The following is a 23,474-nucleotide window of genomic DNA, read 5'->3' as shown; positions in this document are numbered from 1 at the left end:
AATATTGCCTAATAAAAGTTTTTTAAATGATTTTACACCGTTCAAAACATAAAGTTTTTTTTGCAGTTACTTCTTTATTTTTATTAATTGCTTGTAGCAAAAGTGATAGTAATGGCAGTAACCCAACAGGACCCGACAAATCTGCCAACTTAAAATCTATAGGAGCAAGTGCAAATGACTTACTTTCAGATGCTAAATACGCCAATTTACACTTAGAAATTGTGTACGAAGAAGGCGCGCAACCTACTAATGCAGCCCTAAACAACTTAATAGACTTTATAAATACGTACGCTCACAAATCTAACATAACAACCTCTATAACAAGTATTCCATCTCAAAACAAAGAAGAATATACTATATAAGAAGTTGCCGATATAGAAGCTGAACACAGAACCCAATATAACGAGGGTAATACTATTGCTGTTTTTATATTTTATGCTAACGGAAATTCTGATAAAGACCAAGGAAGCGCAGTAGTGTTAGGAGCTGCTTTTAGAAATACTTCGATGGTTATTTACCAAAAAACCATAATGGATGTAGCTAACAAACCTTCTCTAACTTTAGAAGAGGTTGAAACGGCCACGCTACAACATGAATTCGGACATTTATTCGGACTTATAAATTTAGAAACCGAAGATATACACTCAAATCACGAAGATTCTGAAAACAACAATCACTGCATGGTAGAAGATTGTTTAATGAATGCTTCTGTAAAGTTTGGTAATATGCTTTTAAATCGTGCAATTTCCGGTAAAGGAATGCCTGTATTAGATGCGCTTTGCATTGAAGATTTACAGGCCTATGGGGGTAAATAAATGTTAAGGTATATTAAGGTACTTGTGGGTTTGTAGAGACACTTTCCATTTAGGGTTTTTCATTACATACTCTACAATAAGTGGTATTACTTTATCTCTTCGGCTCCACTCCGGTTGTAAATATAAAATACAATCTTTGTTTACCTTGGCAGCTTGCTCTTCGGCAAAAATTAAATCGTGTTTATTATATACAATCACTTTTAGTTCGTGTGCTTTTTGGTAAACTTCAGGTAACGGATTTTTATTTTTTTTAGGCGATAAACATATCCAATCCCAATCTCCGGTTAACGTATATGCACCAGACGTTTCTATGTGCGTTTTTAACCCCTTAGCTTTTAGTTGCCGGGTTAACGGATTCATATTCCACATTAAAGGTTCGCCTCCGGTAACCACAATAGTATCTGAGTGTTTTTTGGCTTCAGAAACAATTTCAGAAACAGCCGTAGGCGGATGTATATTAGCATCCCAACTCTCTTTTACATCGCACCAATGGCATCCTACATCACAACCACCCACTCTAATAAAATAAGCTGCTGTACCTTTGTGGTAACCTTCACCTTGAATGGTATAAAACGCTTCCATTAACGGAAGTAACTCACCTTTATCTAATAATATTTTATCTGCTGCCGATATCATGCGGCAAAGATAGCAATACTTTAGTTGCTAATTACAGCTACTTTGCCACAATAACATCTATTTCTATTAGCGCATTAGCAGCTAACCCGGATGCTGCAAATGTGGTTCTGGCAGGCTTTTTTGTAAAGTGTTGAATGTACACTTCGTTAAATGCACTAAAGTTGGCTATATCGCTAAGTATAACTGTGCATTTAACCACATTATCTAAGGTGTAACCATGGTGCGCTAAAACAGCTTTTATATTCTCTATTGCTTGTTTAGTTTCTGCTTTTATACCACCGGAAACTACAGTTCGTGTTTTATGGTCCATACCAATTTGACCCGCTAAAAACAAAAAGTCTTTAGCTTCTACTACATCACTAAACGGAGCATTTTGCTTTTTTGCTTCGTGTGATGGATGAAAAACAATTTTATTATAATCTTCTTTACAAGAAACAATTAAGAAGCCAGCACAAATAAGCAGTAAAAAATGTAGTTTTTTCATTTAGTATTAGGTTTTCAATTGATTAAATTTAGTTTATTTTTATCAAAATTTATCAGCATGAGCAATACACAAGCATTCTTTAACCATATAACAAAAGGCTATACTTTTAAAGGAGATTCTCTTACTCTTGGTGCAGCCATGTTAAATGGTGAAACCGTAACCAACGCATTGGTAAAAGTGCCATTAAAAACATTAAACAGGCATGGCCTTATTGCCGGTGCTACAGGAACCGGTAAAACTAAATCGTTGCAGGTATTGGCAGAAAACTTATCTGATAAAGGTATTCCTGTATTGCTGATGGATTTAAAAGGAGATTTAAGTGGTATTGCTCAACCAAGCCCCGGACATCCTAAAATTGACGAACGCCATGAAAAAATAGGCATTCCGTTTGAAGCAAAAGGTTTTCCGGTAGAAATTTTAACCCTTTCAGAACAAGACGGTGTTAGACTTAGAGCAACGGTATCTGAATTCGGACCTGTTTTATTATCCAGGATTTTAGATTTAAACGAAACGCAACAAGGTATTGTAGCAGTTGTTTTTAAGTATTGTGATGATAACCACTTCCCTCTTTTAGATTTAAAAGATTTTAAAAAAGTACTACAATATGCTACAGGCGAAGGGAAAAAAGAATTTGAAGCTAATTATGGCAGAATTTCTACTGCATCTACCGGAGCAATCCTAAGAAAAATTATTGAACTAGAGCAACAAGGTGCTGAGCGTTTTTTTGGAGAGAAAAGTTTTGATGTTAATGATTTAACCCGAATAGATGAGAACGGAAGAGGATACATTAATATAATAAGGCTTACAGATATTCAAGATAAACCCAAGTTGTTTTCTACGTTCATGCTAAGTTTACTGGCCGAAATTTATGCAACGTTTCCTGAACAAGGAGATAGTGGCAGGCCGGAGCTGGTGTTATTTATAGATGAAGCTCATTTAATTTTTAAAGAAGCCTCTAAAGCATTATTAGACCAAATAGAGAGCATTGTAAAACTTATTCGATCTAAAGGCATCGGGCTGTATTTTGTTACACAAAACCCTACAGATGTTCCTGATGCAGTTTTAGCTCAGTTAGGGTTAAAAATTCAGCATGCTTTACGAGCATTTACAGCAAAAGACAGGAAAGCCATAAAGCTTACCGCACAAAATTATCCGCTATCAGATTATTATGATACCGCTCAGGTTTTAACCTCTTTAGGAACCGGCGAAGCTTTAGTTACAGCTCTTGATGAAAAAGGTAGACCAACCCCATTAGCTGCAACAATGATGCGAGCTCCCATGAGTAGAATGGATGTATTAACCGATAACGAAGTAAAAGATATTATTACCAGCTCTAAACTGGTTAAAAAATACAATACTGTTTTAGACAGAGAAAGTGCTTACGAGCTTCTAAACGAAAAAATTAAAAGAGCCGAAGCAGAAGAAGCAAAACAAAAGGCAAAAGAAGAACAAGAAAAAATCAGAAGAGGTTCTCAAAGAAAATCATACAGAAGAAAAAGCACCAGAATGAACCCAGTTGTTAAAGTATTAACCAGTGCTACTTTTATTAGAAGTGTTTTCGGAATCTTAAATAAAGTCTTAAAAAAGTAACGTAACCTATGAGAAAAACGCTATTAACCTTAACCTTAGCAGCTACTATCTTAGCTTGTGGCAAAAAAGAAAATCCTTTTTTAATAGAAAAAGGTAAAGTTGGTTTATTAACTAAAAACACTCCCATATCAGAATTAGAAACTATTTACGCCAACGACTCTTTGGTAAAAACCACCGACAAATCAAACCTATTAACTGCAGACCAAGAAAGATATGTGGTTTTTGATAAGCAAGCTAAACATTTACTAACCCTCACTCCTACCAAATTAAACGATAGCACAGAAGTAATAGAAAATATTAGAATTGTAGATAGCCGATATAAAACAGCAAAAGGCATTACCGTAAATAGTACTTTTAAAGATATTAATAGCAATTACACTATTTCTAAAATTGTAAACTCATTATTTAATATTTTAGTTTTTGTTGATGAAATTGATGCGTATTTTGTTATAGATAAAAAAGAGCTTCCGGAAGACCTAAGATATAGCACAGCAGCAACAATAGAAGCTTTTCAAATTCCTGAAACAGCAAAAATTAAGTATTTTATGATAGGATGGCAATAATATAAACAATGTAAAGCATGAATCCTTTTTTAAAGTTCTTTTTAGTAGAGCAAGCCAAAAAAAGGCTTGAAAATCAAAAAAAAGAACAATCATATACCAACCGCCAGCTTGTAGAACAAGTAAAGCTTTTAAAAATAGAGTTCTCTCATTCTATAAAAAAGTTTTTCTTTATGAGTTTTGGTGTTTTATCTGCCGGATTTGGACTGAAAGGATTTTTATTGCCTAATGATTTTATAGATGGCGGTGCAACCGGAGTATCACTATTAATACAAGTAATCACCGATTTCTCACTCGGAATTTTGCTAATCTTAGTTAATGTTCCTTTTATTTTATTAGGAGCCAAAACCATAAACAAAAAGTTTGCTGTAAAAAGTGTTGTAGCCATAATTATGCTGGCTTTGGCAGTACACTTTATAGAATACCCAATTGTAACATCAGACAAGCTTTTAGTAGCTTTCTTTGGAGGTTTTTTTCTAGGATTAGGTATTGGAATGACCATGCGGGGAGGCGGTGTAATAGATGGCACAGAGGTTTTAGCTATTTATTTAAGCAGAAAATTACACATTACCATCGGCGATGTCTTGTTATTAATTAATATAATTATATTCTCGGTCGGGGCTTATTTGCTGTCTATAGAAACAGCCCTTTATGCAATTTTAACCTATTTAATTGCAGCAAAAACAGTTGATTTTATTGTTGATGGTGTAGAAGAATATGTGGGTGTAACTATTGTGTCTGATAAAAGCGAAGAAATTAGAATTTATGCTCACCCAAAAATGGGAAGAGCCTGTACCATTTATTATGGAAAAAAAGGATACAGTAAAGACGGGCAAACACCTTCTGACACCTCAATTGTTTATACAGTTGTTACCAGATTAGAATTAGCAAGGCTTAATACTGAAATAGAAAAAGTAGATAAAAATGCCTTTGTGGTTATGAATGTTGTAAAAGACATTAAAGGCGGAATGATTAAAAAGAAACCTTTAAAAGATTAAACATGAAAAATTATACGCTACAAAAAAAGCCTTTTGTAGTACCTACAACAGATGGCAAATTAATAGAAGAACATTTTGGGAGAGCTACAGATGGTAATACCAACATAAGTATTGCGCACATGGTTGCCCCTCCGGGGTGGAGTGAACCTTTTCAAACACCTGAGTTTGACGAGTACACCTATATAATTAAAGGAAAAAAACAAGTAATAATAAATGGTGAAACTGTTGTACTACAAGCCGGAGAATCTATTAAAATAGAAAAAAACACCAGAATTCAATATTCTAATCCGTTTATGGAACCTTGCGAATATATTGCTATTTGTACTCCTGCGTTCTCTATAGATACTGTTCATAGAGAAGAAGAGTAAACTAACTACACCAACCAAAACTTTACATATGAGCTTACATCCGTTTCATTTAGCAATTCCGGTTTATAATTTAAACGAATGCCGGGCTTTTTATAAAGATGTTTTAGGGTGTGAAGAAGGAAGAAGTAGTGACCATTGGGTTGACTTTAATTTTTACGGTCACCAATTGGTAATTCACTATAAACCCAAAGAAAATAACTTACAACACTCTAATTTAGTTGATGGTAAAAATGTACCAGTCCCCCACTTTGGTATTGTTTTACCTTGGGAAACCTTTCATGAATTGGCTAAAACTTTGCAAGCCAAAAGCATTGAGTTTATAATAGAGCCTTACATAAGATTTAAAGGGCAAACCGGAGAGCAAGCCACTATGTTTTTCTTAGACCCTGCCGGTAATGCTCTGGAGTTTAAAGCCTTTAAAAACCCCGAACAGCTTTTCGCAAAATAAACTATCTCGGAAAACCGCTTCTGTGTCTTTCTCTGGCTAACAGTGTGTTTTTTAAAAGCATTGCAATAGTCATCGGGCCAACGCCTCCGGGTACAGGAGTAATATAACTGGCTTTTTTACTCACGTTCTCAAAGTCTACATCGCCGGTAATTTTATACCCTTTAGGAGAAGTTTCGTCAGGAACTCTGGTTATACCAACATCTATAACTACTGCATCATCTTTTATCATCTCTGCTTTTAAAAACCCGGGGCTTCCAAGTGCTGTAATAATAATATCGGCTTGAGTAGTTATTTGGTTAATATTTTTAGTGTGACTGTGCGTAAGTGTAACAGTAGAGTTACCCGGAAAACCTTTTCTACCCATTAAAATACTCATTGGTCTACCTACAATATGGCTTCTTCCTATAACAACAGTATGTTTTCCTTGGGTTTCAACGTTGTAACGTTCTAATAACTCTAAAATACCAAAAGGAGTAGCAGGTATAAAAGTGGTCATATCTAACGCCATTTTCCCAAAGTTTGTAGGATGAAACCCGTCTACATCTTTATCGGGATCTATGGCCATAATAACCTCTTGTGTATCTATTTGAGACGGTAACGGAAGCTGAACAATAAACCCATCAATATCAGGATTTTTATTGAGTTCATCTATTTTTTTAAGGAGCTCTAACTCACTTGTTGTGCTGGGCATTCTAATTAAAGTAGATTCAAACCCAACCCGTTCGCAGGCTTTTACTTTACTTGAAACATACGTTAAACTAGCGCCGTCATTGCCAACAATTATGGCAGCAAGGTGAGGTACTTTTTCTCCGTTTTGTTTCATTTTTTGTACCTCTTGCGCAATCTCATCTTTTATTTGATTGGCAATTTTTTTCCCGTCTAATAAAATCATTTTTTGTTTAGTTGTGTTGTTGTGTGTGGTTGTTATGTAGTGTTAAATTTAACGCATTCCTTTGAGTCCGCTCATCATTTGCATCATTTTTCTGCCACCACCACCTTGCATCATTTTCATCATTTTACTCATTTGGTTAAATTGCTTTAAGAGTTGGTTAACCTCTTGTACAGAGGTTCCGCTACCTTTAGCAATTCGTTTTTTACGACTTGCATTTAAAATAGATGGATTAGCACGCTCTTCTGGTGTCATAGAATGGATTATGGCTTCTATACCTTTAAATGCGTCGTCATCTATATCTACACCTTTTAAAGCTTTAGAAGCACCGGGAATCATGCCTATTAAATCTTTCATGCTTCCCATTTTCTTTATTTGTTGAATCTGACTTAAGAAGTCGTCAAAACCAAATTGGTTTTTGGCAATTTTCTTTTGAAGTTTTCTGGCCTGCTCTTCATCAAACTGTTCTTGGGCTTTTTCTACTAAAGAGACAACGTCTCCCATGCCCAAAATTCTATCAGCCATACGAGAAGGATGAAAAACATCTATAGCTTCCATCTTCTCTCCTGTACCAATAAATTTAATTGGCTTGTTTACAACCGATTTAATTGAAATAGCAGCACCACCTCGCGTATCTCCATCTAATTTGGTTAGAATAACACCATCAAAATTCAACACATCGTTAAATGCTTTTGCAGTGTTTACAGCATCTTGCCCCGTCATTGCATCAACTACAAAAAGCGTTTCGTGTGGTTGTACAGCCTTATGAATGTTGGCAATTTCGGTCATCATTTGTTCATCTATTGCCAATCTACCCGCTGTATCTATAATTACAACATTATGTCCGTTTTGTTTGGCATGCTTAATAGCATTTTGAGCTATTTGAACAGGGTTTTGGTTACCTTCTTCTGAATAAACCTCTACCCCTATTTGCTCTCCTACAACATGCAACTGATTAATAGCGGCAGGACGGTATACATCGCAAGCTACCAATAAAGGCTTTTTAGTTTTTTTTGTTTTTAAATAATTGGCAAGTTTACCCGAAAATGTAGTTTTACCGGAACCTTGTAAACCAGACATTAATATAACAGATGGATTACCCGATAGGTTTACACCGGCTGCATCGCCTCCCATTAGTTGGGTAAGCTCATCTTTTACAATTTTTACCATTAACTGCCCCGGTTGTAACGTTGTAAGTACGTTTTGGCCAAGGGCTTTTTCTTTTACTGTATTGGTAAACTCTTTGGCTATTTTATAGTTAACATCGGCATCTAAAAGGGCTCTTCTAACTTCTTTTAGTGTTTCGGCTACATTAATTTCTGTAATCTGCCCATGCCCTTTAAGTACGTGTAAGGCTTTGTCTAGCTTATCGGTTAAATTATCAAACATAGCTGTTGCTTATTTTTTATCTGCCTGTATTTAGGCAGGTGCAAATTTAATGATTTGAAATTGAAGAATGAAGTTTACCCAACCCTAAATAGTTAAATAAAAAAAGCCGTCTAGCTTGAGACGGCTTTTTAAAGATGAGCCATTATAAAGTAGGCACAATCATGAAATTATAACTAACTAATACATTAACGCTCTAATACTAACACCTCGTAGGCAGCATTGGCTTCGTTATAAGCCTTGAGTTCTATTCTGTTTTCGGTTATTGAGATTAATCCCCAACGGTGGTTAAGCTCACCTAACACTAGGTCTTGGCCAAAGTTTAATACTATTCTTAAATCGTTCTCACAGTCTCTGTAAACTCTCCACAACCCATCTAAAATAGGATCTTGGTTTACGCTTACAGCCAATACATGCTCTGCATTAAATTGTAATTGGTATTCTGCAAACACTTGAGTATCGTCTATATCTCCTTTAGTGTGTTTAGCAACCATCCAAGAGCCTTCCATTAAAATATCTCTAATGTAGTGAACATCATCATCGTCATCTTCATTCTCGCAATAACGCTCTACTATTAATTGGTAGCCTTCTACTTCAAATCTAATATATCTGTGTGTTAGCTCACGTACAGGCCACTCAAAGTTTACTTGAGGTTCGTCTCCAAAACTTAGCGCTACTGCTAATGTTCCGTTAGCTGTTTCTGAGATTTCCCAGCTTCCTTGCGATATGTTTACTCCATTACTTAATGTAACTACGCCTTCTGCCTGGAACTCAAACTCGTATCCTAATAATCTGTCTATTGGCTCTCCGTTATATTTAACACGCTTAATAATCCATACACATTCTCTAAGAATTTCGCGAAGCGTATTAGGATCTTGATCTACCAAGTCGCATGCTTGCTTCATTCTAATACGGTTACCTCCTTCTGTGTAAAGTTTAATTTTTCCTTCTTCTATTTCGTAAACTATCCACTCTAAATTAAAGTCTAGAAGTGTATCAAAATCTAACGTGAGTTTTACACCACTATCTGTTACTCTGGTTTGCCAAGTTCCTTCTATTGCAGCACCAGCATAAGCTCTTGCTACTACAGTTCCGTTTTCAAAGAAATTAAGCACATAATCTCTGTACTGTGGAGTTTGATCAACATTTTCACGTTTTACCTCTGTAACAATCCAAAGGCATTCTACAAGGTAAGCATCTAAACGCTCTTTATCAAAATCATCATCATTATAATCATTATCGTCATCTTCATCACATTCGTCTTTAGCTTCTTGTATTGCCGCAACTAACTCTGCATTGCTATCTACTACAATTTCAGAACCATCATACAGTATTAATGTAACCGGGAACTGTAATGCAACTCTATCATTTTCACTTAATTCTTTGAAGAAAAGATGCATTTGTCTATCTGACTCAATAACTACTGTACCGGTTTGCTGATTATTAGCATCGTAGGTAAAGAATGTAATAGGATATTTAAAATCTATACACTCAATATCATTGTCTTCTTCTTCACACTCATCAATTAAAGCTTCTAGCTCACTCTGACTGTTAATAGTAATTTCTGTGAAGTCTCCCATTACAATTGTAATTGGGAAGAAAATTTCAAGGATATCTTCATCGTCCTCAAACTCATCGAATAATTTTTCTATATATTCAATGTCTTCTTCAGAATCTATGGTGATTTCTATACCATTAACCGATACCGTTACCGGCAATACTACAGTACCACAGCTAAATCTGTCTATGATGTTGTCATGAGAACCGTCGTTGGCTGCAGTGCGTTGCATTAACGTTGCTGCTACAGATGATGAAGTTATGGTTTCTGATTCATCCGGACCGGGTTCTAAAACATCAATCTCGTCTTGACACGATATTGCCGTTAGTGTAAAAAATACCACTAAGGCCGCCATTAAAAGGTTATTACATAGTTTTTTCATGATGTTGAAGTTTTGTGGGTTTTGCTTATAAAACAATTAGAAAGCAAAAAACCCTACCTTGATGATTAATTTTTTTTAAAATATATTTACACCTTATTTTATAAATGTTACAACATTGACTCAGAAGCTTCCAGAAAACGTTTGCCAAGAACATACTTTCGAGAAGTTGTTTTTAAGCCATTCTAAAACCATCTTTAATTATATATATTACAAGTGCGGTAACGAAGAAAAGGCGAACGATATTGTTCAAGAATCGTTTGTTAAACTCTGGGAAAATTGTGCAAAAGTTACGGTAGATAAAGCCCGAGCTTTCCTTTACAAAGTATCTAACAACTTATTTTTAAATGATGTTAAAGCACAAAAGGTAGCATTAAAATATGCAGATGACCACTCCGAAACGAGTACCAATATTTCGCCTGAGTTTGTATTAAGAGAAAAAGAGTTTCAACAAAAATTAGAAAACGCTATTGCAAATTTAACAGAAGCGCAACGAACCGCTTTTTTACTTAACAGAATAGATGGTAAAAAATATAAAGAGATAGCAGAAATACTTAATATATCTGTTAAAGCAGTAGAAAAGCGAATTCACGGTGCACTTGTTAGTTTACGAGAGCAAATAGAAGGAATTTAATTTTTTTAACTACTTGAGGTAGGGTTAATTAAAGGCAAGTTGTTATATAATAAAACGAGAATACCATGCAAGAGCATTACTTAGCAAAATGGCTTAGCGGAGAACTCACTCCCGAAGAGCTTCAGGAGTTTAAAAAATCTGAAGCCTATGCTACTTATGTTAAAATTGCAGAAGCTTCATCTAAATTTAAAGCTCCTGATTTTGACAGTAAGAAAGCACTCGAGCAACTTAAGGCTTCTCGTTTACAAAAACCTAAACAATCTAAAGTTATATCGCTTGCCAGATATAAAACTGCTTTACAAATTGCAGCTGCTGTTATTGTTTTATTTGCAGGATATTGGTTTTTTACAACTAAAAATACCGTAGTAAATACCGAACTTGCCCAACAAACAGAAATTTCTTTACCCGATAATTCTGTTGTAAAACTTAACGCTCAATCTAAATTAGTGTACAACAAACCTAATTGGGATAAAAAAAGAACTGTTAATTTAAATGGTGAAGCTTTTTTTAAGGTTGCAAAAGGAAAAAAGTTTGATGTAGCTACCGATTATGGAGTGGTTTCTGTTTTAGGCACCGAGTTTAATGTGAAAAGTAGAGCCAACTATTTTGAAGTTTCTTGCTACGAAGGATTGGTACAAGTAACCTACAATAATAAAACTTTAAAACTACCGGCAGGAAAAAGTTTCTTGGTGGTAGATAATACCCAAATGCAACGCGATATACCTGCTTATTCTGCTCCGTCTTGGTTAACTAACGAGAGTACTTTTAAAAGCATTCCGCTTACTTATGTACTTAACGAGTTAGAGCGCCAATATAATATTACTGTGGTTAGAAATAACATAAACACCCAAAGGTTATTTACGGGTAGTTTTACAAATAAAAATTTATCTTTAGCGTTACAGAGCATATGTAATCCGCTGCATTTAACTTATGAGATTGCGGATAATAAGGTAATGCTATATGAAGCACGCTAAGGCCGTATATATACTTCTTTTTTGTATTGGTTGTTTAAAAGGATTCGCGCAAGATGCAAAAAAACAGCCTCTTTTAGCTATTCTTCCTAAAATAGAAGAGCAGTTTGAAATTAAATTTTCTTATGCAGATGCCGATTTAAAAGATGTTTTAGTTACAGCTCCTGATATTAAAAAAAAATCCTTAAAAGAGCTTATTAGTGCCTTACAACAAGAAACACAATTGTCTTTTAAAAAGCTTGACGACAGGTATTATACTATTACAAGGCTACAATATGCTACAATATGCGCTTTAGTTGTAGATGGCCCTACTCAACAGCCCGTTGTAGGAGCTACCATAGAAGTTTTAGAAAATAATTCAGGAATTATAACCAATATAGATGGTGTTTTTACCTTAGAGCAAGTACCCTTAAGTGCTACATTAAGAATTAGATATTTAGGGTATGAACCCTATTACGTATATGCTCACGAACTTACAAATACTAACCGATGCAAAACACTTTATTTAAATCCTAAAAGAGAACATTTAGAAGAAGTAGTTGTTTACCATTTTTTAACTGCCGGTTTGCAAAAACAACAAGACGGAAGCACAACCTTAAACACTGCAGATTTTGGAATTCTTCCCGGATTAGTTGAGCCAGATGTTTTACAAACTATTCAAGCTTTACCTGGTATTAAAAGTATTAACGAAACCGTTTCTAACATAAACATTAGAGGTGGAACAAATGATCAAAATTTAATGCTTTGGGATGGTATTAAAATGTATCAATCTGGACACTTTTTTGGACTTATTTCTGCTTTCAATCCATATTTAACGGAAAGTGTAGATATAATTAAAAACGGTACAAGTGCACAATTTACAGATGGTGTTAGTGGCACAATTAACATGAAATCGTTAAACACACTTACCAATAATACAATTGGTGGTGCCGGTTTTAATTTAGTGAGTACCGATTTGTATGGTCAAATTCCAATTACAGAGAAAATAGCCTTTCAGTTTTCCGGTCGTCGTGCAGTAACAGATTTTTTAAATACCCCAACTTATAATCAATATTTTAACAGAGCTTTTCAGGATTCTAAAATCACTAATACACAAAACCAAGAAGTTGATCAAGATATTACCAGAAAAGAAAGTTTTTATTTTTATGACTTTAGCGCTAAGTTTTTATATGATATAAACAATAATCACAAACTAAGAGTTAGCTTTATAAACATTAATAATAATTTAGATTACGCCGAAACGCTTCGTGAAAATAACGAAAGTGAAACCAAAGAGAGTACATTAGACCAAAACAATTTAGCATTTGGAGGTAGTTTAAACAGCAAATGGTCTGAACAATTTTCTACAGAAATAAGCAGCTATTACACAAAATACAATCTTGATTCTAAAAACTTAACGCTTTTAACAGACCAGCGTGTTTTACTAAACAACCAAGTTTTAGAAACCGGAATAAAACTAAACACCTTTTTTACCTTTAATAACATAACTCTTTTAAACGGATACCAATTTTATGAAGTAGGTATTACTAATGCTCAGGATGTTAACATTCCGGAGTTTAAATTAATTGATAAAGATGTTTTACGAAATCATGCCATTTTTTCTGAAGTAAGTTACACGTCTTTTAACAAAAAAACCTTTTTAAGAGCCGGTGTACGAGCTAATTACATTGAGAAATTTGGAGAGTTTATTTTTGAACCTCGACTTAATTTTTCTCAAGAATTATTACCTCATTTTTTAATAGAAGTTCAGGGAGAATTTAAAAATCAAACAGCCAATCAGCTCATAGACTTAGAGCAAGATTTTTTAGGTGTAGAAAAAAGGAGATGGGTTTTAGCAAATAATTCAGATTTACCGGTTACTAAAAGCAAACAAGCTTCTTTAGGATTTAATTACAATAACAATGGCCTTTACGTTGGTCTTGAAGGATTTTATAAAAAAGTAAACGGAGTTACTACTTCTAACCAAGGATTTCAAAACCAAGATCAGTTTGAAGACGCTCCGGGAGCGTATGGCTACATTGGACTTTACGACGTGATGGGACTTGAGTTTTTAATAAATAAAAAAACAAATAAATACAGTACATGGCTTAGTTACACTTATAATAGTAACAACTACACTTTTAAGGATATTGTTCCGAGTGAGTTCCCTAATAATTTAGATGTTACCCATGCACTTACCTTTGCAGGAACTTATATTTACAACAATTTTAAATTAGGTGTTGGTTTAAATTGGCACACCGGAAAACCTTATACCGAGCCAGACCCGGACAATCCGGTTTCTGAGGGAGAATTTGAAAACACCATAAACTACCAATCGCCAAACAGTAGCAGATTAGATGATTATTTTAGAGTTGATGCGTCTGCAACCTATAATTTTAAACTAAGCAAAAAAGTTAAGGCTACTTTAGGTGCTGCAATTTTAAATGTAACTAACAAAAAAAATACGCTTAATATTTATTACAGATTAAACGATAAGCAAGATACAGAGGTGCAACGGGTAGAAAACATATCGTTAGGGATAACCCCAAATTTTACATTTAGGGTTCAGTTTTAATAAAATGCCTGCAGCAAATAACTGCAGGCATTTTATTATTTATAAAGGTTTTAACCACAATAAATGCTTCCAATTATTTTTTTCTTTAAGTACTAAAGCAATATTAGTAATTAAAAGTAATGAGGTTAAAACCAACTCGTAAACCTCGTCAGGTTCTAAAAAAAGATGAAATAAAAATATATGCAACGAAATTGGGAGTAAAAAAATGGCTCCTACAAAGGCTGTGCCTTGTAAAACAACTAATAGCCCAAACAAAATTTCTGTAACTCCTAAAACCTGCCAAAAATATCCGGTTTGTTTAGCTCCGTTTATATAAAGAACTTTTTGTAATGTATTTGTTTGCGCAGGATCTTTAAACTTTTCTGCTTTTTCTAAAACTTCTAAAGGAGAAGGTATTGGTTTAGAAAATTTTTGTATTCCGCCATAAATCATCATTCCTCCTAAAAACAACCGCAATAAAATCCAGATAAAAGGTATTAGCTTACTCATTTTCAAAAGTATTTTGTCCTTTATTTGGGTTATATACATATTTAAAGGTGTAGTATCTAGACTCTCCTGTTGTATCACCGTCTTTATAATAACTTAAAATCTCTACTTTGGCATACTTGCCATCGTGAGTTTTAAACAGCAAAATCTTACCGGGTATTGGTGCGATAGTATGAGTAGAAAAATCATAACTATACCATCCGTTATTACTTCCGGAAGGTATAGCAAACCCTTCAGAACTATCTTGTTTAAAATTTGCTTGTTCCGGTACTTTGGTTACCTCATCAAAAGTTCCGGTAACAATTGCAACTGCAGCTTCTCCAGTGCGTTGTGGCTCATCGGCTGTGCCTGTATTGGTCCCACCGTTTACAGCAATAGTAGTACCTCTAAAGGCAATATCCCATGCTGTTTCACTTGTTGTTGTTTGCCCTGTAGAAAAATTAAATTTTGTGAATTCTCCTGAAACAGGTTCTCCTTGCCCTCCTTGTTGAGGCGCATGTAAATTGGTTATAATTTTAGACTCTGTTGTTAAATAAACTGTATCATCGTTTTTTGAACACGATACTAAAAACATAATAACTAGTACTAAAGAAACATGTAAATTTCTCATATGATTATTTATATTAAAATTGAACATTAACTTTCGTGAAAAACTGTATTCCTGGAAGGGTAGGAATATTTTGCCTGTCTGTATAATCAAATAAATTATCTATACCTACTTGAAGTGTGTATTTGTTATTAAAAGTTTTCTGTGCAGACACATTAGCTAATAGATACCCCTTAACAAATGATGTATCGTAAGCATCAATTATACCATTACCATTACTATCTGCTAATGCATATTTGCTTCTGTAAATTAATCTTGCATTTATGCTCGTATCGTACTTACTTATCTCATAAAAGGCTTTAAAATTGGCTATATGCCTAGACCTGTTTGGAAGCCCAAAATAATCTGCTGACTGTAATCTGATGGTTTGCAATGTTTCTGGATGTCTAGCAAAAATGTTTCCATTAGCAACAGCTTCCTTTTGTTTTTTATCTTTAGCAAACAATAGCTGGTATCCTGCAGATAGTGTTAGTTTATTAAGTATTTTATATGAGATGTTAAATTCAGTTCCGGTGGTATAAACTCGGTCTATATTGTAATATCCAAACACATTTTGCCCATTTGTTTTTCGAGCAATAACCCGAGTGTCTATTAGATTTTTAAAATCGTTTCTAAAGTAATTTACATCTAAAGATAATTTGGTGTTGCGGTAAGAAGCTCCAAGATTAATACCTACAGAGCTTTCAGCATTTAATTTCCCACCAAGTGTAGCCCTATTAACCGTTATATTTGTTATCTCATTATTGTTTTCTAACTGCTGTATTACCTCTTGTTCAACTTCTTTTCCAACAACGGTATAACCGGCACTACTGTTAGTGAAATCTAAATACAACTGCCTAAAATCAGGTGCTTTAAAACCGTAACCAATAGAACCTTTAATAGAAATTTTATTGTTTAAAGCATAGGTAGCAGATAGCTTAGGGCTTAACTGTGATTGATATTCACTATGGTTGTCAAACCGAGCTCCAACTATCATATTGAGCTTTTTTAACGGGAAAAAATCGTATTGTACAAATACATATTCTGATTGAAAAAAAACCTCATTCCTAAACAAGTTTCTATTAAGATTTTCAAAATTCATCCCAACACCAGCCATTATTGTACTGTTGTTGCTTATAGTGTAAACACCCCTAACTTCTGGCCTAAGTAGAGATTGATTAAAACTACTTTCAAAAAGAGATTCTTCTGTGTTTATTATTGAATACTCTTGGTTTGCTTTGTATTGTGTGTAGTACAACTCATAATCAAACTTTAAATTAACTGAAGGTTTGTGTTGAAGCTTTAAATGTGTATTATAATCTTCTTCTTCACTAATACCATCTACATCCTGTTCTTCTTTAAAAAACCTAAACGAAGAATTTAATTTTAACTTCTCTGAAAAGTAGTTAGTTAACTGACTGTTTAAAGTAAAATTTTGATATGAATTTACAGTAGGCGAATTTTGATTAGACGATAAATTGTAACCGTCTGACGTAAGATAGTTGCCATAAAAATTAAAGGCTACTCCTTTTTCTTTTACTTTTAAGTTTACATTTAAATCTGTTGTATTAAAACTACCATATCGATAATCTAATTCTCCTTTAAAGTTTTCAATAAACTTTTTATCGGTTATAATGTTTATAACTCCCCCTAAAGCTTCAGAACCATAAAGCGCAGAAGATGGACCTTTTACAACTTCTATCTTTTTAACATTGCCAACCGCTAGCCTACTTAAATCTAAATTACCGGCATTTCTGCCAATAACAGGTACTCCATCTATTAAAACCATGATATACTCTGAAGAAATGCCTTGCAACTGAACACCTACAAAACCACTTTCGTCTGGAACAGATACAATTCCGGTTTGTTCATTTAGTATATCTTGAAGACGTAATGCACCTGTTTTTTTTAATTGACTTTTACTAATTACTGTAACCGGTAATGGAATGGCTTCTAACTGTTTTTCTGTTCTTGTGGCAGTAACCACAACTTCTTTTAGCTGATTTACTAGAATAGAATCTAACTGCTTTTCTTGTGCTTTAACACTTATGCTCATAAAAATAAAAGCAACCAATTTATACGCCCTCATTATTAAGAATTATTCTAAATAATTTCGACAAATCTATTAATTATTTTTATTCAATCTAAATAAATTTAATATTTTTGACGCCGAAAATATCAATAAAATCATATCAAGATGAAACAAACCATTGTAAAATCATTGTTAATCAGCTTATTAGCATTAAGCACTTACGGACAAAGCAAAAAGCAGCAAGACATTAACGCTATTAAAAGTATGTGTGGGTGTTACGAGGTGAAATTTAATTTTGCCGAAACTTTTAATTATTCTAAAGATAGTTCCTATACCCCATCAGCTACAAAACACGCATACGGATTAGAGTGGGTAGAACTGGTAGAAGACACACCAGATAAAATAGTAATGCAGCATTTACTTATTGTAAATGATACAATGATTGTAAAACATTGGAGACAAGATTGGCTTTACGAAAACACTAAGTTATATGAATTTTATAAAGATAAAACCTGGAAGTTTAAAGAGCTTTCTAAAGATGAAGTAAAAGGACAATGGACACAAAAGGTATATCAGGTAGATGATAGCCCAAGGTATGAAGGTACAGCTACTTGGGTACATGTAGACGGTAAGCACTATTGGAAAAATACTACTGATGCCCCCCTACCTAGGAGAGAATACACCAAACGAAATGATTATAATGTGCTGAGAAGAACCAATACTCACGAAATTACCTCATACGGTTGGCTTCATGAACAAGATAATGATAAGTTAGTTCGTGATGAGAATGGTAATGACTTTTTACTAGCTCAAGAAAAAGGGTTAGATATATATACTAAAGTAGATGACTCTAAATGTAAAGCAGCTCAAAATTGGTGGAAAGAAAATAAAGATTTTTGGGCTAAAGTAAGAAACAAATGGAGTGAAGTTTACAATGAAAATCAAGATCTGCAATTAAAACTAACTGTAGATAAAAAACCACTTTTTTCTCATTTATTTAAAATGCCTCCGCAATCTAGTAAAGAACAAATAGAAGAGGTTATTAATAACTTTATTAAATAAACATAAAAGCAGAAACTTTTAAGCATTTAAAAGTTTCTGCTTTCCTTATAATTTGATTAGGTAAATTTATTTTCTAAAACCTACATTCTTTCAGGAACTCCAATTCCTAAGAGTTTAAACCCTTGCTTTATAATTACACCTACTTTTTTAGATAATTGTACTCTAAATACTTTTTCTTGCTCATCTTCTGCTCCTAAAATAGGTACGTTTTGGTAAAAAGAGTTAAACTCTTTAACTAGATCGTATACATAATTAGCAATAATTGCAGGGCTGTAATTAGCAGCTGCTTGTTTTACAGCTTCAGGAAATTGTTGTATAATTTTTAATAGTTCTTTTTCTTTCTCGTGCAATGTTACGTTAGTAACTGTAGCATCTAAATAATCATTATCTGCTTTACGAAGAATACTCTGAATTCTGGCGTATGTATATTGAATAAAGGGACCGGTATTCCCTTGAAAATCTACTGACTCTTGTGGGTTAAATAAAATTCTTTTTCTAGGATCTACTTTTAATATAAAATATTTTAATGCTCCTAAACCTATAGTTTTATATAGTTCTTTTTTTTCTTGCTCAGAATAACCATCTAACTTTCCAAGCTCTTTAGAGATTTCTTCGGCAGTAGTAGCCATATCTTCAATTAAATCATCGGCATCAACTACTGTTCCCTCTCTACTTTTCATTTTCCCGGTGGGTAAATCAACCATACCATAGCTTAAATGATACAGATTTTCTGCCCACGCAAATCCTAATCTTTTTAGAATTAAAAACAGTACTTTAAAATGGTAGTCTTGCTCATTTCCTACCGTATAAACCATCCCGGTAATATCCGGGTAATCTTTAACTCTTTGTATTGCGGTACCAATATCTTGCGTCATGTAAACAGCAGTTCCATCAGATCTTAACACCAATTTCTCGTCTAATCCTTCATCGGTTAAATCAATCCATACACTGCCGTCTTCTTTTTTATAAAAAACACCTTTTTCTAATCCTTCTTTTACTACGTTTTTGCCAAGCAAATAGGTATCACTTTCGTAATAAAGTGTATCAAAATCAACACCTAAATTTTTATAGGTTTCATTAAAACCATCGTAAACCCAGCCATTCATTTTCTCCCAAAGGGCAACAACTTCTTTATCTCCGGCCTCCCATTTTCTGAGCATTTCTTGGGCTTCAAGTAAAATAGGAGCCTGCTTTTCTGCTTCTTCTTTGCTTTTACCTTGTGCTATTAGTTCATTAACTTGCTCTTTATAAGCTTTATCAAAAGCTACGTAATAATTACCAACCAATTTATCGCCTTTAAGGCCGGTACTCTCGGGGGTTTCTCCGTTGCCAAACTTTTGCCAAGCAAGCATAGATTTACATATATGTATACCCCTATCGTTAATAATTTGAGTTTTGTAAACTTTTTTACCGACTGCTTTTAAAATTTCGGCAACAGAATATCCTAACAAGTTATTTCTAATATGCCCTAAGTGGAGTGGTTTGTTTGTGTTAGGAGATGAATATTCTACCATAATGGCTTCGCTAGTAGTGGTATTCTTTACAAAACCATAATCATCTTCGTCTTTTATAGTATTAAAGAAGTTAGTGTAATAAGCATCTGCAATCACCAAATTTAAAAACCCTTTAACCACATTAAATTTGCTAACCTCAGCTACATTTTCTACCAAATAATTACCGATAGCTTCTCCTATTTGTTGTGGGTTGCCTTTTACAACCCTTAACATAGGAAAAACTACAACAGTAATATCTCCCTCAAAATCTTTTCGGGTAGCCTGAAACTCTACTTCGTTTAATTCAGCATTAAAAATGGTTTTAACAGCTTGCTTAACGCTATTGCTTAAAACTTCTTGAATACTCATACTCCCTTTAATTTTAAGGTGCAAAGATAATTATTACTACTTAAGAATTCTTTTATAAACTCCACATTTATTTATTAATAAAAGCACATTATGAGTTGTCTTTAAAATAAATATATGCACAACAATAATGTAATTTAAATTTAACAAATTCATAAGCTTTGTAGAGGGAACAAATTTCAATTTTGTATAAAAAACAATGGAATTATTCATTTACATTTTTGCAGCATTATTCTCAGTAATGAATCCGCTCGGAACAGTTCCAATATTTGTTGGTTTAACAAAAGATGATAGTGTTACTGTTAGAGCTAAAACAGCTTTATTTACAGCTATAAACGTTTTAATAATTTTACTAATAGCATTCTTTTTAGGAATTTATTTGTTGCAATTTTTTGGCATAAGTCTACCTTCACTTCGTATAGCCGGTGGTTTAATTATAACTTCGTCCGGCTTTGCTCTTTTAACAGGAAGTTTTTCTAAACATAAAGGAATGGATAAGCGTGTTAAGGATGACGCTTTTCATAGAAGTGATATTTCTTTAACACCTTTAGCTATACCAATGCTTGCAGGACCAGGCTCTATATCACTTTTAATTGGTTATTATGAATCTTACCAAACAACTTGGCAAATTACTACCATAGTTTTAGCAATACTTTGTACATGTATTGCAACATATTTTGTATTGCGTACTGCTCATTACATTGTAAAAGGACTTGGGGCGTCTGGTATTAATGCCGTATCACGAATTATAGGTTTTATAGTTATAGCAATCGGAATTGAACACATAAGCGGTGCTTTAATGGTACTTTTAAAAATATAACCCTTTTTAGATTTTCTTTAAGAAGTAGGATGTGTAAAAACAAAAACTGTATTAACCTTTAATAAATTTTCTGTTCTATTAAGAATTACTGAACTATACTTATAAAAGTGCCGTTAACGGCTTTTTTAAAAAAGTTAACGGCAACTAAAAGAGGATAAAATTATTTGCTTTTAATAAAGCGTGGTGCTAGCAATGCTAATATTCCTAAAGCAATTAATACAATAGACTCTGTACTTATTTCATTATCATTAGCAGAAAATTCCATTCCAAGAACTTCGCCTTGTACATCGGGAGTAACTATTTTGTAAATACCGTAAGCTATTAATAAAATTCCAACTAGTAATAGAATAGTTTTTGCTGTTTTATTCATCGTTTAAGTACTTTGATTATCAAATAAATATAATAAAAAACTTAAAACAGCAAATTGGTTAATTAGATTCTCCTTTAGGTAAAAACACTTCGGCCATCATACATCTGGCACTACCTCCGCCACATGCCTCTATGGTAGCTAAATCTGAATGAATAATTGTACTGTATTTTTCTATACTTTTTTTCTGATTAGTTGTTAAACTATTAAATGCCGAGGTGCTCATAACTAAATACGATTTGTTTTCTGCTCCTAAAACCTGAAGCATGTTTCCGGCAAAATTAGCAGTTTGGCTTTCTGTGATTGGTATTATTTCTTTCCCGTCTTGGTTTAGATGTTTAATTAAATTTTTACGCTCTTTTTTATCGTCTATACTATCTAAACATACTATTGCAAACTTATCGGCAACTGCCATCATAACATTTGTATGATAAATAGGTAATCTTTTGCCGTTTACAGTCTGATTTGCTTTAAAAATAATCGGTGTATATTCAAAATCTTCACAAAACTCTATAAATAAATCTTCGTCTGCACGCTCAGATAATGCACAATATGCTTTTTTATGTACTCGGTCTAAAACCATGCTCCCTGTTCCTTCTAAAAACACATTATCTTTTTCTGCTTCGGTATAGTCTATAATGTTGTTAATTTTAAAGCCGTGATTTTCTACTTCTTCTAAAACTTTTTCGTTGCGTTCTAATCTTCTATTGGGTGCAAACATTGGGTATAATGCAACTGTACCATCTTCATGAAAAGATATCCAATTGTTAGGAAAATGAGCGTCTGGAGTATCAACATCGGTAGCCCCCGGCACCACAATTACTTGCACACCTACTTGAGTAAGATTTTTTACAAAATCATCAAACTCCTTTTGAGCCTGTTTGAGTAGCGCTTTAGGCAAAGTATTTGCAACTTTTTTTTGATAAAAGTTATTTGCAGCTGTTTGCTCGTTTGCTCTAAAAGTGGCAGGCCTTACCATTACAATAGTATTGGTGCTTTGTTGCATATATTATATGTTTTTTAAAATAGTTTTGGTTGCAGAATCTAACACTTCGAAAGCGGTTTCTGCCATTTTATTTCCTTTAAGGTCTAATAATGGGTTTACTTCAACTACTTCAAAGCAAACTACTTTTTTTGTAGCTATTATTTGGTTGATTATATTCATTACTTCATACTGATCAAACCCCTTTGGGACAGGTGTTCCTGTACCATACGATATTAAATCGCAATCCATACTATCTACATCAAACGAAACATAAATCATGTCACACTTAGATAGTTGCTCTATGGCTTCTGCTACACACACATCTAAACCTCTGTATCTAACCTCTTCTACTTTATAATTTCTGATATTATATTTTTCTATGAGCTTATCTTCTGGCTCTTCGGTATCACGAACTCCAAAATAAACTATATCTTCAGGGTTTACCTTTTGCCCTTTAACTCCGATGTTTTTTATGGCATCCCAATATTTTGTGGTTTGCCCTGTAACAGTATTTATTTTGTTTTCTATATTATTTTCTCCAATGGCTGCACCTAGTGGCATTCCGTGAACATTCCCCGAAGGAGAAGTGTAAGGAGAATGTAAATCTGCATGAGCATCTATCCAAACTACACCTAATCTTTTGTTTGGAAAAGCTGCTTTAATTCCGCTTATAGTTCCTAATGCCGAAGAGTGATCTCCTGATAAAACCAACGGAAATTTATTCTCTGTCAGTGTGTTTTTTACTTGCTCACATACACGCTCACATTGATTGTATACGTGCTCAATTCTTTTTGCAAATGAGTTAGTTACTTTGTTATAAATAGACTCATTTTCTGTTTCTACATCAACATATTCAAAACGAGTAAAGTAATTATTGTTTTGGTTAATAGCTGCAATTTCTATTGCATCTATACCCATATCAGAACCTCTTGTACCTGCACCAATATCAGAACGGTTTTTTATGAGTTTTATATTTTTCATAATCACAGATTTAGCTTAAAAAAAAT

Annotated in this window: 24 protein-coding genes; 12 read left to right on the top strand and 12 right to left on the bottom strand. The window is 33.7% G+C overall.

Annotation, left to right across the window (positions count from 1 at the left end; translation table 11 throughout):
- Positions 1 to 26 precede the first annotated feature (26 nt).
- Positions 27 to 362, top strand: coding sequence for a hypothetical protein (locus ACZ5CF_RS05615; RefSeq protein ID WP_464578156.1), 336 nt, complete (start codon positions 27 to 29; stop codon positions 360 to 362).
- Between the two features lie 144 nt (positions 363 to 506).
- Positions 507 to 815: a hypothetical protein gene (locus ACZ5CF_RS05610; RefSeq protein WP_464578155.1), complete on the top strand. Its 309-nt coding sequence runs from the start codon at positions 507 to 509 to the stop codon at positions 813 to 815.
- 3 nt (positions 816 to 818) lie between these two features.
- Here ACZ5CF_RS05610 and ACZ5CF_RS05605 read toward each other — a convergent pair whose 3' ends face one another.
- Both ACZ5CF_RS05605 and ACZ5CF_RS05600 read right to left on the bottom strand, forming a co-directional pair.
- Positions 819 to 1,451 carry a 7-carboxy-7-deazaguanine synthase QueE gene (locus ACZ5CF_RS05605; RefSeq protein WP_464578153.1) on the bottom strand — a complete coding sequence of 211 codons (633 nt, stop codon included), beginning with the start codon at positions 1,449 to 1,451 and terminating at the stop codon, positions 819 to 821.
- 37 nt (positions 1,452 to 1,488) lie between these two features.
- On the bottom strand, positions 1,489 to 1,935 hold the full coding sequence (locus ACZ5CF_RS05600; protein ID WP_464578152.1) for a RidA family protein: 447 nt from the start codon (positions 1,933 to 1,935) through the stop codon (positions 1,489 to 1,491).
- A 57-nt stretch (positions 1,936 to 1,992) separates the two neighbouring features.
- Between ACZ5CF_RS05600 and ACZ5CF_RS05595 the strand changes: the two genes are divergently transcribed.
- Genes ACZ5CF_RS05595 through ACZ5CF_RS05575 form a run of 5 tightly spaced genes read left to right on the top strand, consistent with a single transcriptional unit; the run spans position 1,993 to position 5,899 of the window.
- Positions 1,993 to 3,525 (top strand): helicase HerA-like domain-containing protein, encoded by a 1,533-nt coding sequence (locus ACZ5CF_RS05595; protein WP_464578150.1) that lies wholly within the window; start codon positions 1,993 to 1,995, stop codon positions 3,523 to 3,525.
- 8 nt (positions 3,526 to 3,533) lie between these two features.
- Positions 3,534 to 4,088, top strand: coding sequence for a hypothetical protein (locus tag ACZ5CF_RS05590; RefSeq protein WP_464578149.1), 555 nt, complete (start codon positions 3,534 to 3,536; stop codon positions 4,086 to 4,088).
- 17 nt (positions 4,089 to 4,105) lie between these two features.
- A complete protein-coding gene (locus ACZ5CF_RS05585; protein WP_464578147.1) occupies positions 4,106 to 5,083 on the top strand; it encodes a YitT family protein in 978 nt (325 codons plus the stop codon).
- A 2-nt stretch (positions 5,084 to 5,085) separates the two neighbouring features.
- Positions 5,086 to 5,451: a cupin domain-containing protein gene (locus tag ACZ5CF_RS05580; protein ID WP_464578145.1), complete on the top strand. Its 366-nt coding sequence runs from the start codon at positions 5,086 to 5,088 to the stop codon at positions 5,449 to 5,451.
- Positions 5,452 to 5,479: 28 nt separating this feature from the next.
- Positions 5,480 to 5,899 (top strand): VOC family protein, encoded by a 420-nt coding sequence (locus tag ACZ5CF_RS05575; RefSeq protein WP_464578144.1) that lies wholly within the window; start codon positions 5,480 to 5,482, stop codon positions 5,897 to 5,899.
- 1 nt (position 5,900) lies between these two features.
- Here ACZ5CF_RS05575 and ACZ5CF_RS05570 read toward each other — a convergent pair whose 3' ends face one another.
- The 3 genes from ACZ5CF_RS05570 to ACZ5CF_RS05560 form a co-directional block, all read right to left on the bottom strand.
- Positions 5,901 to 6,791 (bottom strand): bifunctional 5,10-methylenetetrahydrofolate dehydrogenase/5,10-methenyltetrahydrofolate cyclohydrolase, encoded by an 891-nt coding sequence (locus ACZ5CF_RS05570; protein WP_464578143.1) that lies wholly within the window; start codon positions 6,789 to 6,791, stop codon positions 5,901 to 5,903.
- Positions 6,792 to 6,839: 48 nt separating this feature from the next.
- Entirely contained in the window at positions 6,840 to 8,177 is a 1,338-nt protein-coding gene (gene ffh / locus ACZ5CF_RS05565) for a signal recognition particle protein (protein ID WP_464578141.1), read from the bottom strand.
- A gap of 185 nt (positions 8,178 to 8,362) precedes the next feature.
- Complete coding sequence (locus ACZ5CF_RS05560) at positions 8,363 to 10,114, bottom strand: hypothetical protein (protein ID WP_464578140.1); 1,752 nt, start codon at positions 10,112 to 10,114, stop codon at positions 8,363 to 8,365.
- Positions 10,115 to 10,229: 115 nt separating this feature from the next.
- Between ACZ5CF_RS05560 and ACZ5CF_RS05555 the strand changes: the two genes are divergently transcribed.
- The 3 genes from ACZ5CF_RS05555 to ACZ5CF_RS05545 all read left to right on the top strand — a co-directional run bounded on the left by ACZ5CF_RS05555 (position 10,230) and on the right by ACZ5CF_RS05545 (position 14,270).
- Positions 10,230 to 10,745 carry an RNA polymerase sigma factor gene (locus ACZ5CF_RS05555; protein ID WP_464578139.1) on the top strand — a complete coding sequence of 172 codons (516 nt, stop codon included), beginning with the start codon at positions 10,230 to 10,232 and terminating at the stop codon, positions 10,743 to 10,745.
- A gap of 65 nt (positions 10,746 to 10,810) precedes the next feature.
- On the top strand, positions 10,811 to 11,719 hold the full coding sequence (locus ACZ5CF_RS05550; protein ID WP_464578138.1) for a FecR family protein: 909 nt from the start codon (positions 10,811 to 10,813) through the stop codon (positions 11,717 to 11,719).
- Positions 11,706 to 14,270 carry a TonB-dependent receptor gene (locus tag ACZ5CF_RS05545; RefSeq protein ID WP_464578137.1) on the top strand — a complete coding sequence of 855 codons (2,565 nt, stop codon included), beginning with the start codon at positions 11,706 to 11,708 and terminating at the stop codon, positions 14,268 to 14,270. Before ACZ5CF_RS05550 ends, ACZ5CF_RS05545 begins: the two co-directional genes overlap by 14 nt.
- A 39-nt stretch (positions 14,271 to 14,309) precedes the next feature.
- On the opposite strand, the gene ACZ5CF_RS05540 is transcribed toward ACZ5CF_RS05545, so the two are convergent.
- Genes ACZ5CF_RS05540 through ACZ5CF_RS05530 form a run of 3 tightly spaced genes read right to left on the bottom strand, consistent with a single transcriptional unit; the run spans position 14,310 to position 17,431 of the window.
- On the bottom strand, positions 14,310 to 14,759 hold the full coding sequence (locus ACZ5CF_RS05540; protein WP_464578136.1) for a DoxX family membrane protein: 450 nt from the start codon (positions 14,757 to 14,759) through the stop codon (positions 14,310 to 14,312).
- The gene (locus tag ACZ5CF_RS05535; protein WP_464578135.1) at positions 14,752 to 15,366 is read right to left on the bottom strand and encodes an HmuY family protein; all 615 of its coding nucleotides are present in this window, start codon (positions 15,364 to 15,366) and stop codon (positions 14,752 to 14,754) included. Before ACZ5CF_RS05535 ends, ACZ5CF_RS05540 begins: the two co-directional genes overlap by 8 nt.
- Before the next feature lie 13 nt (positions 15,367 to 15,379).
- Positions 15,380 to 17,431 (bottom strand): TonB-dependent receptor plug domain-containing protein, encoded by a 2,052-nt coding sequence (locus tag ACZ5CF_RS05530; RefSeq protein WP_464578134.1) that lies wholly within the window; start codon positions 17,429 to 17,431, stop codon positions 15,380 to 15,382.
- A gap of 108 nt (positions 17,432 to 17,539) precedes the next feature.
- Between ACZ5CF_RS05530 and ACZ5CF_RS05525 the strand changes: the two genes are divergently transcribed.
- Positions 17,540 to 18,436, top strand: a complete 897-nt coding sequence (locus tag ACZ5CF_RS05525) for a DUF6607 family protein (RefSeq protein ID WP_464578133.1) — start codon at positions 17,540 to 17,542, stop codon at positions 18,434 to 18,436.
- 80 nt (positions 18,437 to 18,516) lie between these two features.
- Here ACZ5CF_RS05525 and argS read toward each other — a convergent pair whose 3' ends face one another.
- Positions 18,517 to 20,298: an arginine--tRNA ligase gene (gene argS, locus ACZ5CF_RS05520; RefSeq protein ID WP_464578131.1), complete on the bottom strand. Its 1,782-nt coding sequence runs from the start codon at positions 20,296 to 20,298 to the stop codon at positions 18,517 to 18,519.
- A gap of 196 nt (positions 20,299 to 20,494) precedes the next feature.
- Between argS and ACZ5CF_RS05515 the strand changes: the two genes are divergently transcribed.
- Positions 20,495 to 21,115: a MarC family protein gene (locus ACZ5CF_RS05515; protein WP_464578130.1), complete on the top strand. Its 621-nt coding sequence runs from the start codon at positions 20,495 to 20,497 to the stop codon at positions 21,113 to 21,115.
- Positions 21,116 to 21,275: 160 nt separating this feature from the next.
- Here the strand turns inward: ACZ5CF_RS05515 and ACZ5CF_RS05510 are convergent, their stop codons facing one another.
- Genes ACZ5CF_RS05510 through rocF form a run of 3 tightly spaced genes read right to left on the bottom strand, consistent with a single transcriptional unit; the run spans position 21,276 to position 23,448 of the window.
- Positions 21,276 to 21,485: a hypothetical protein gene (locus ACZ5CF_RS05510; protein ID WP_464578129.1), complete on the bottom strand. Its 210-nt coding sequence runs from the start codon at positions 21,483 to 21,485 to the stop codon at positions 21,276 to 21,278.
- Positions 21,486 to 21,543: 58 nt separating this feature from the next.
- Positions 21,544 to 22,488: a citrulline utilization hydrolase CtlX gene (gene ctlX, locus ACZ5CF_RS05505; RefSeq protein WP_464578127.1), complete on the bottom strand. Its 945-nt coding sequence runs from the start codon at positions 22,486 to 22,488 to the stop codon at positions 21,544 to 21,546.
- A 3-nt stretch (positions 22,489 to 22,491) separates the two neighbouring features.
- Complete coding sequence (gene rocF / locus ACZ5CF_RS05500; protein WP_464578126.1) at positions 22,492 to 23,448, bottom strand: arginase; 957 nt, start codon at positions 23,446 to 23,448, stop codon at positions 22,492 to 22,494.
- Positions 23,449 to 23,474: the final 26 nt, after the last annotated feature.

It is taken from the genome of Lutaonella thermophila (assembly GCF_055387725.1).
The sequence above is the reverse complement of the archived record's forward strand: the minus strand, read 5'-3'. Positions and strand labels throughout refer to the sequence as shown.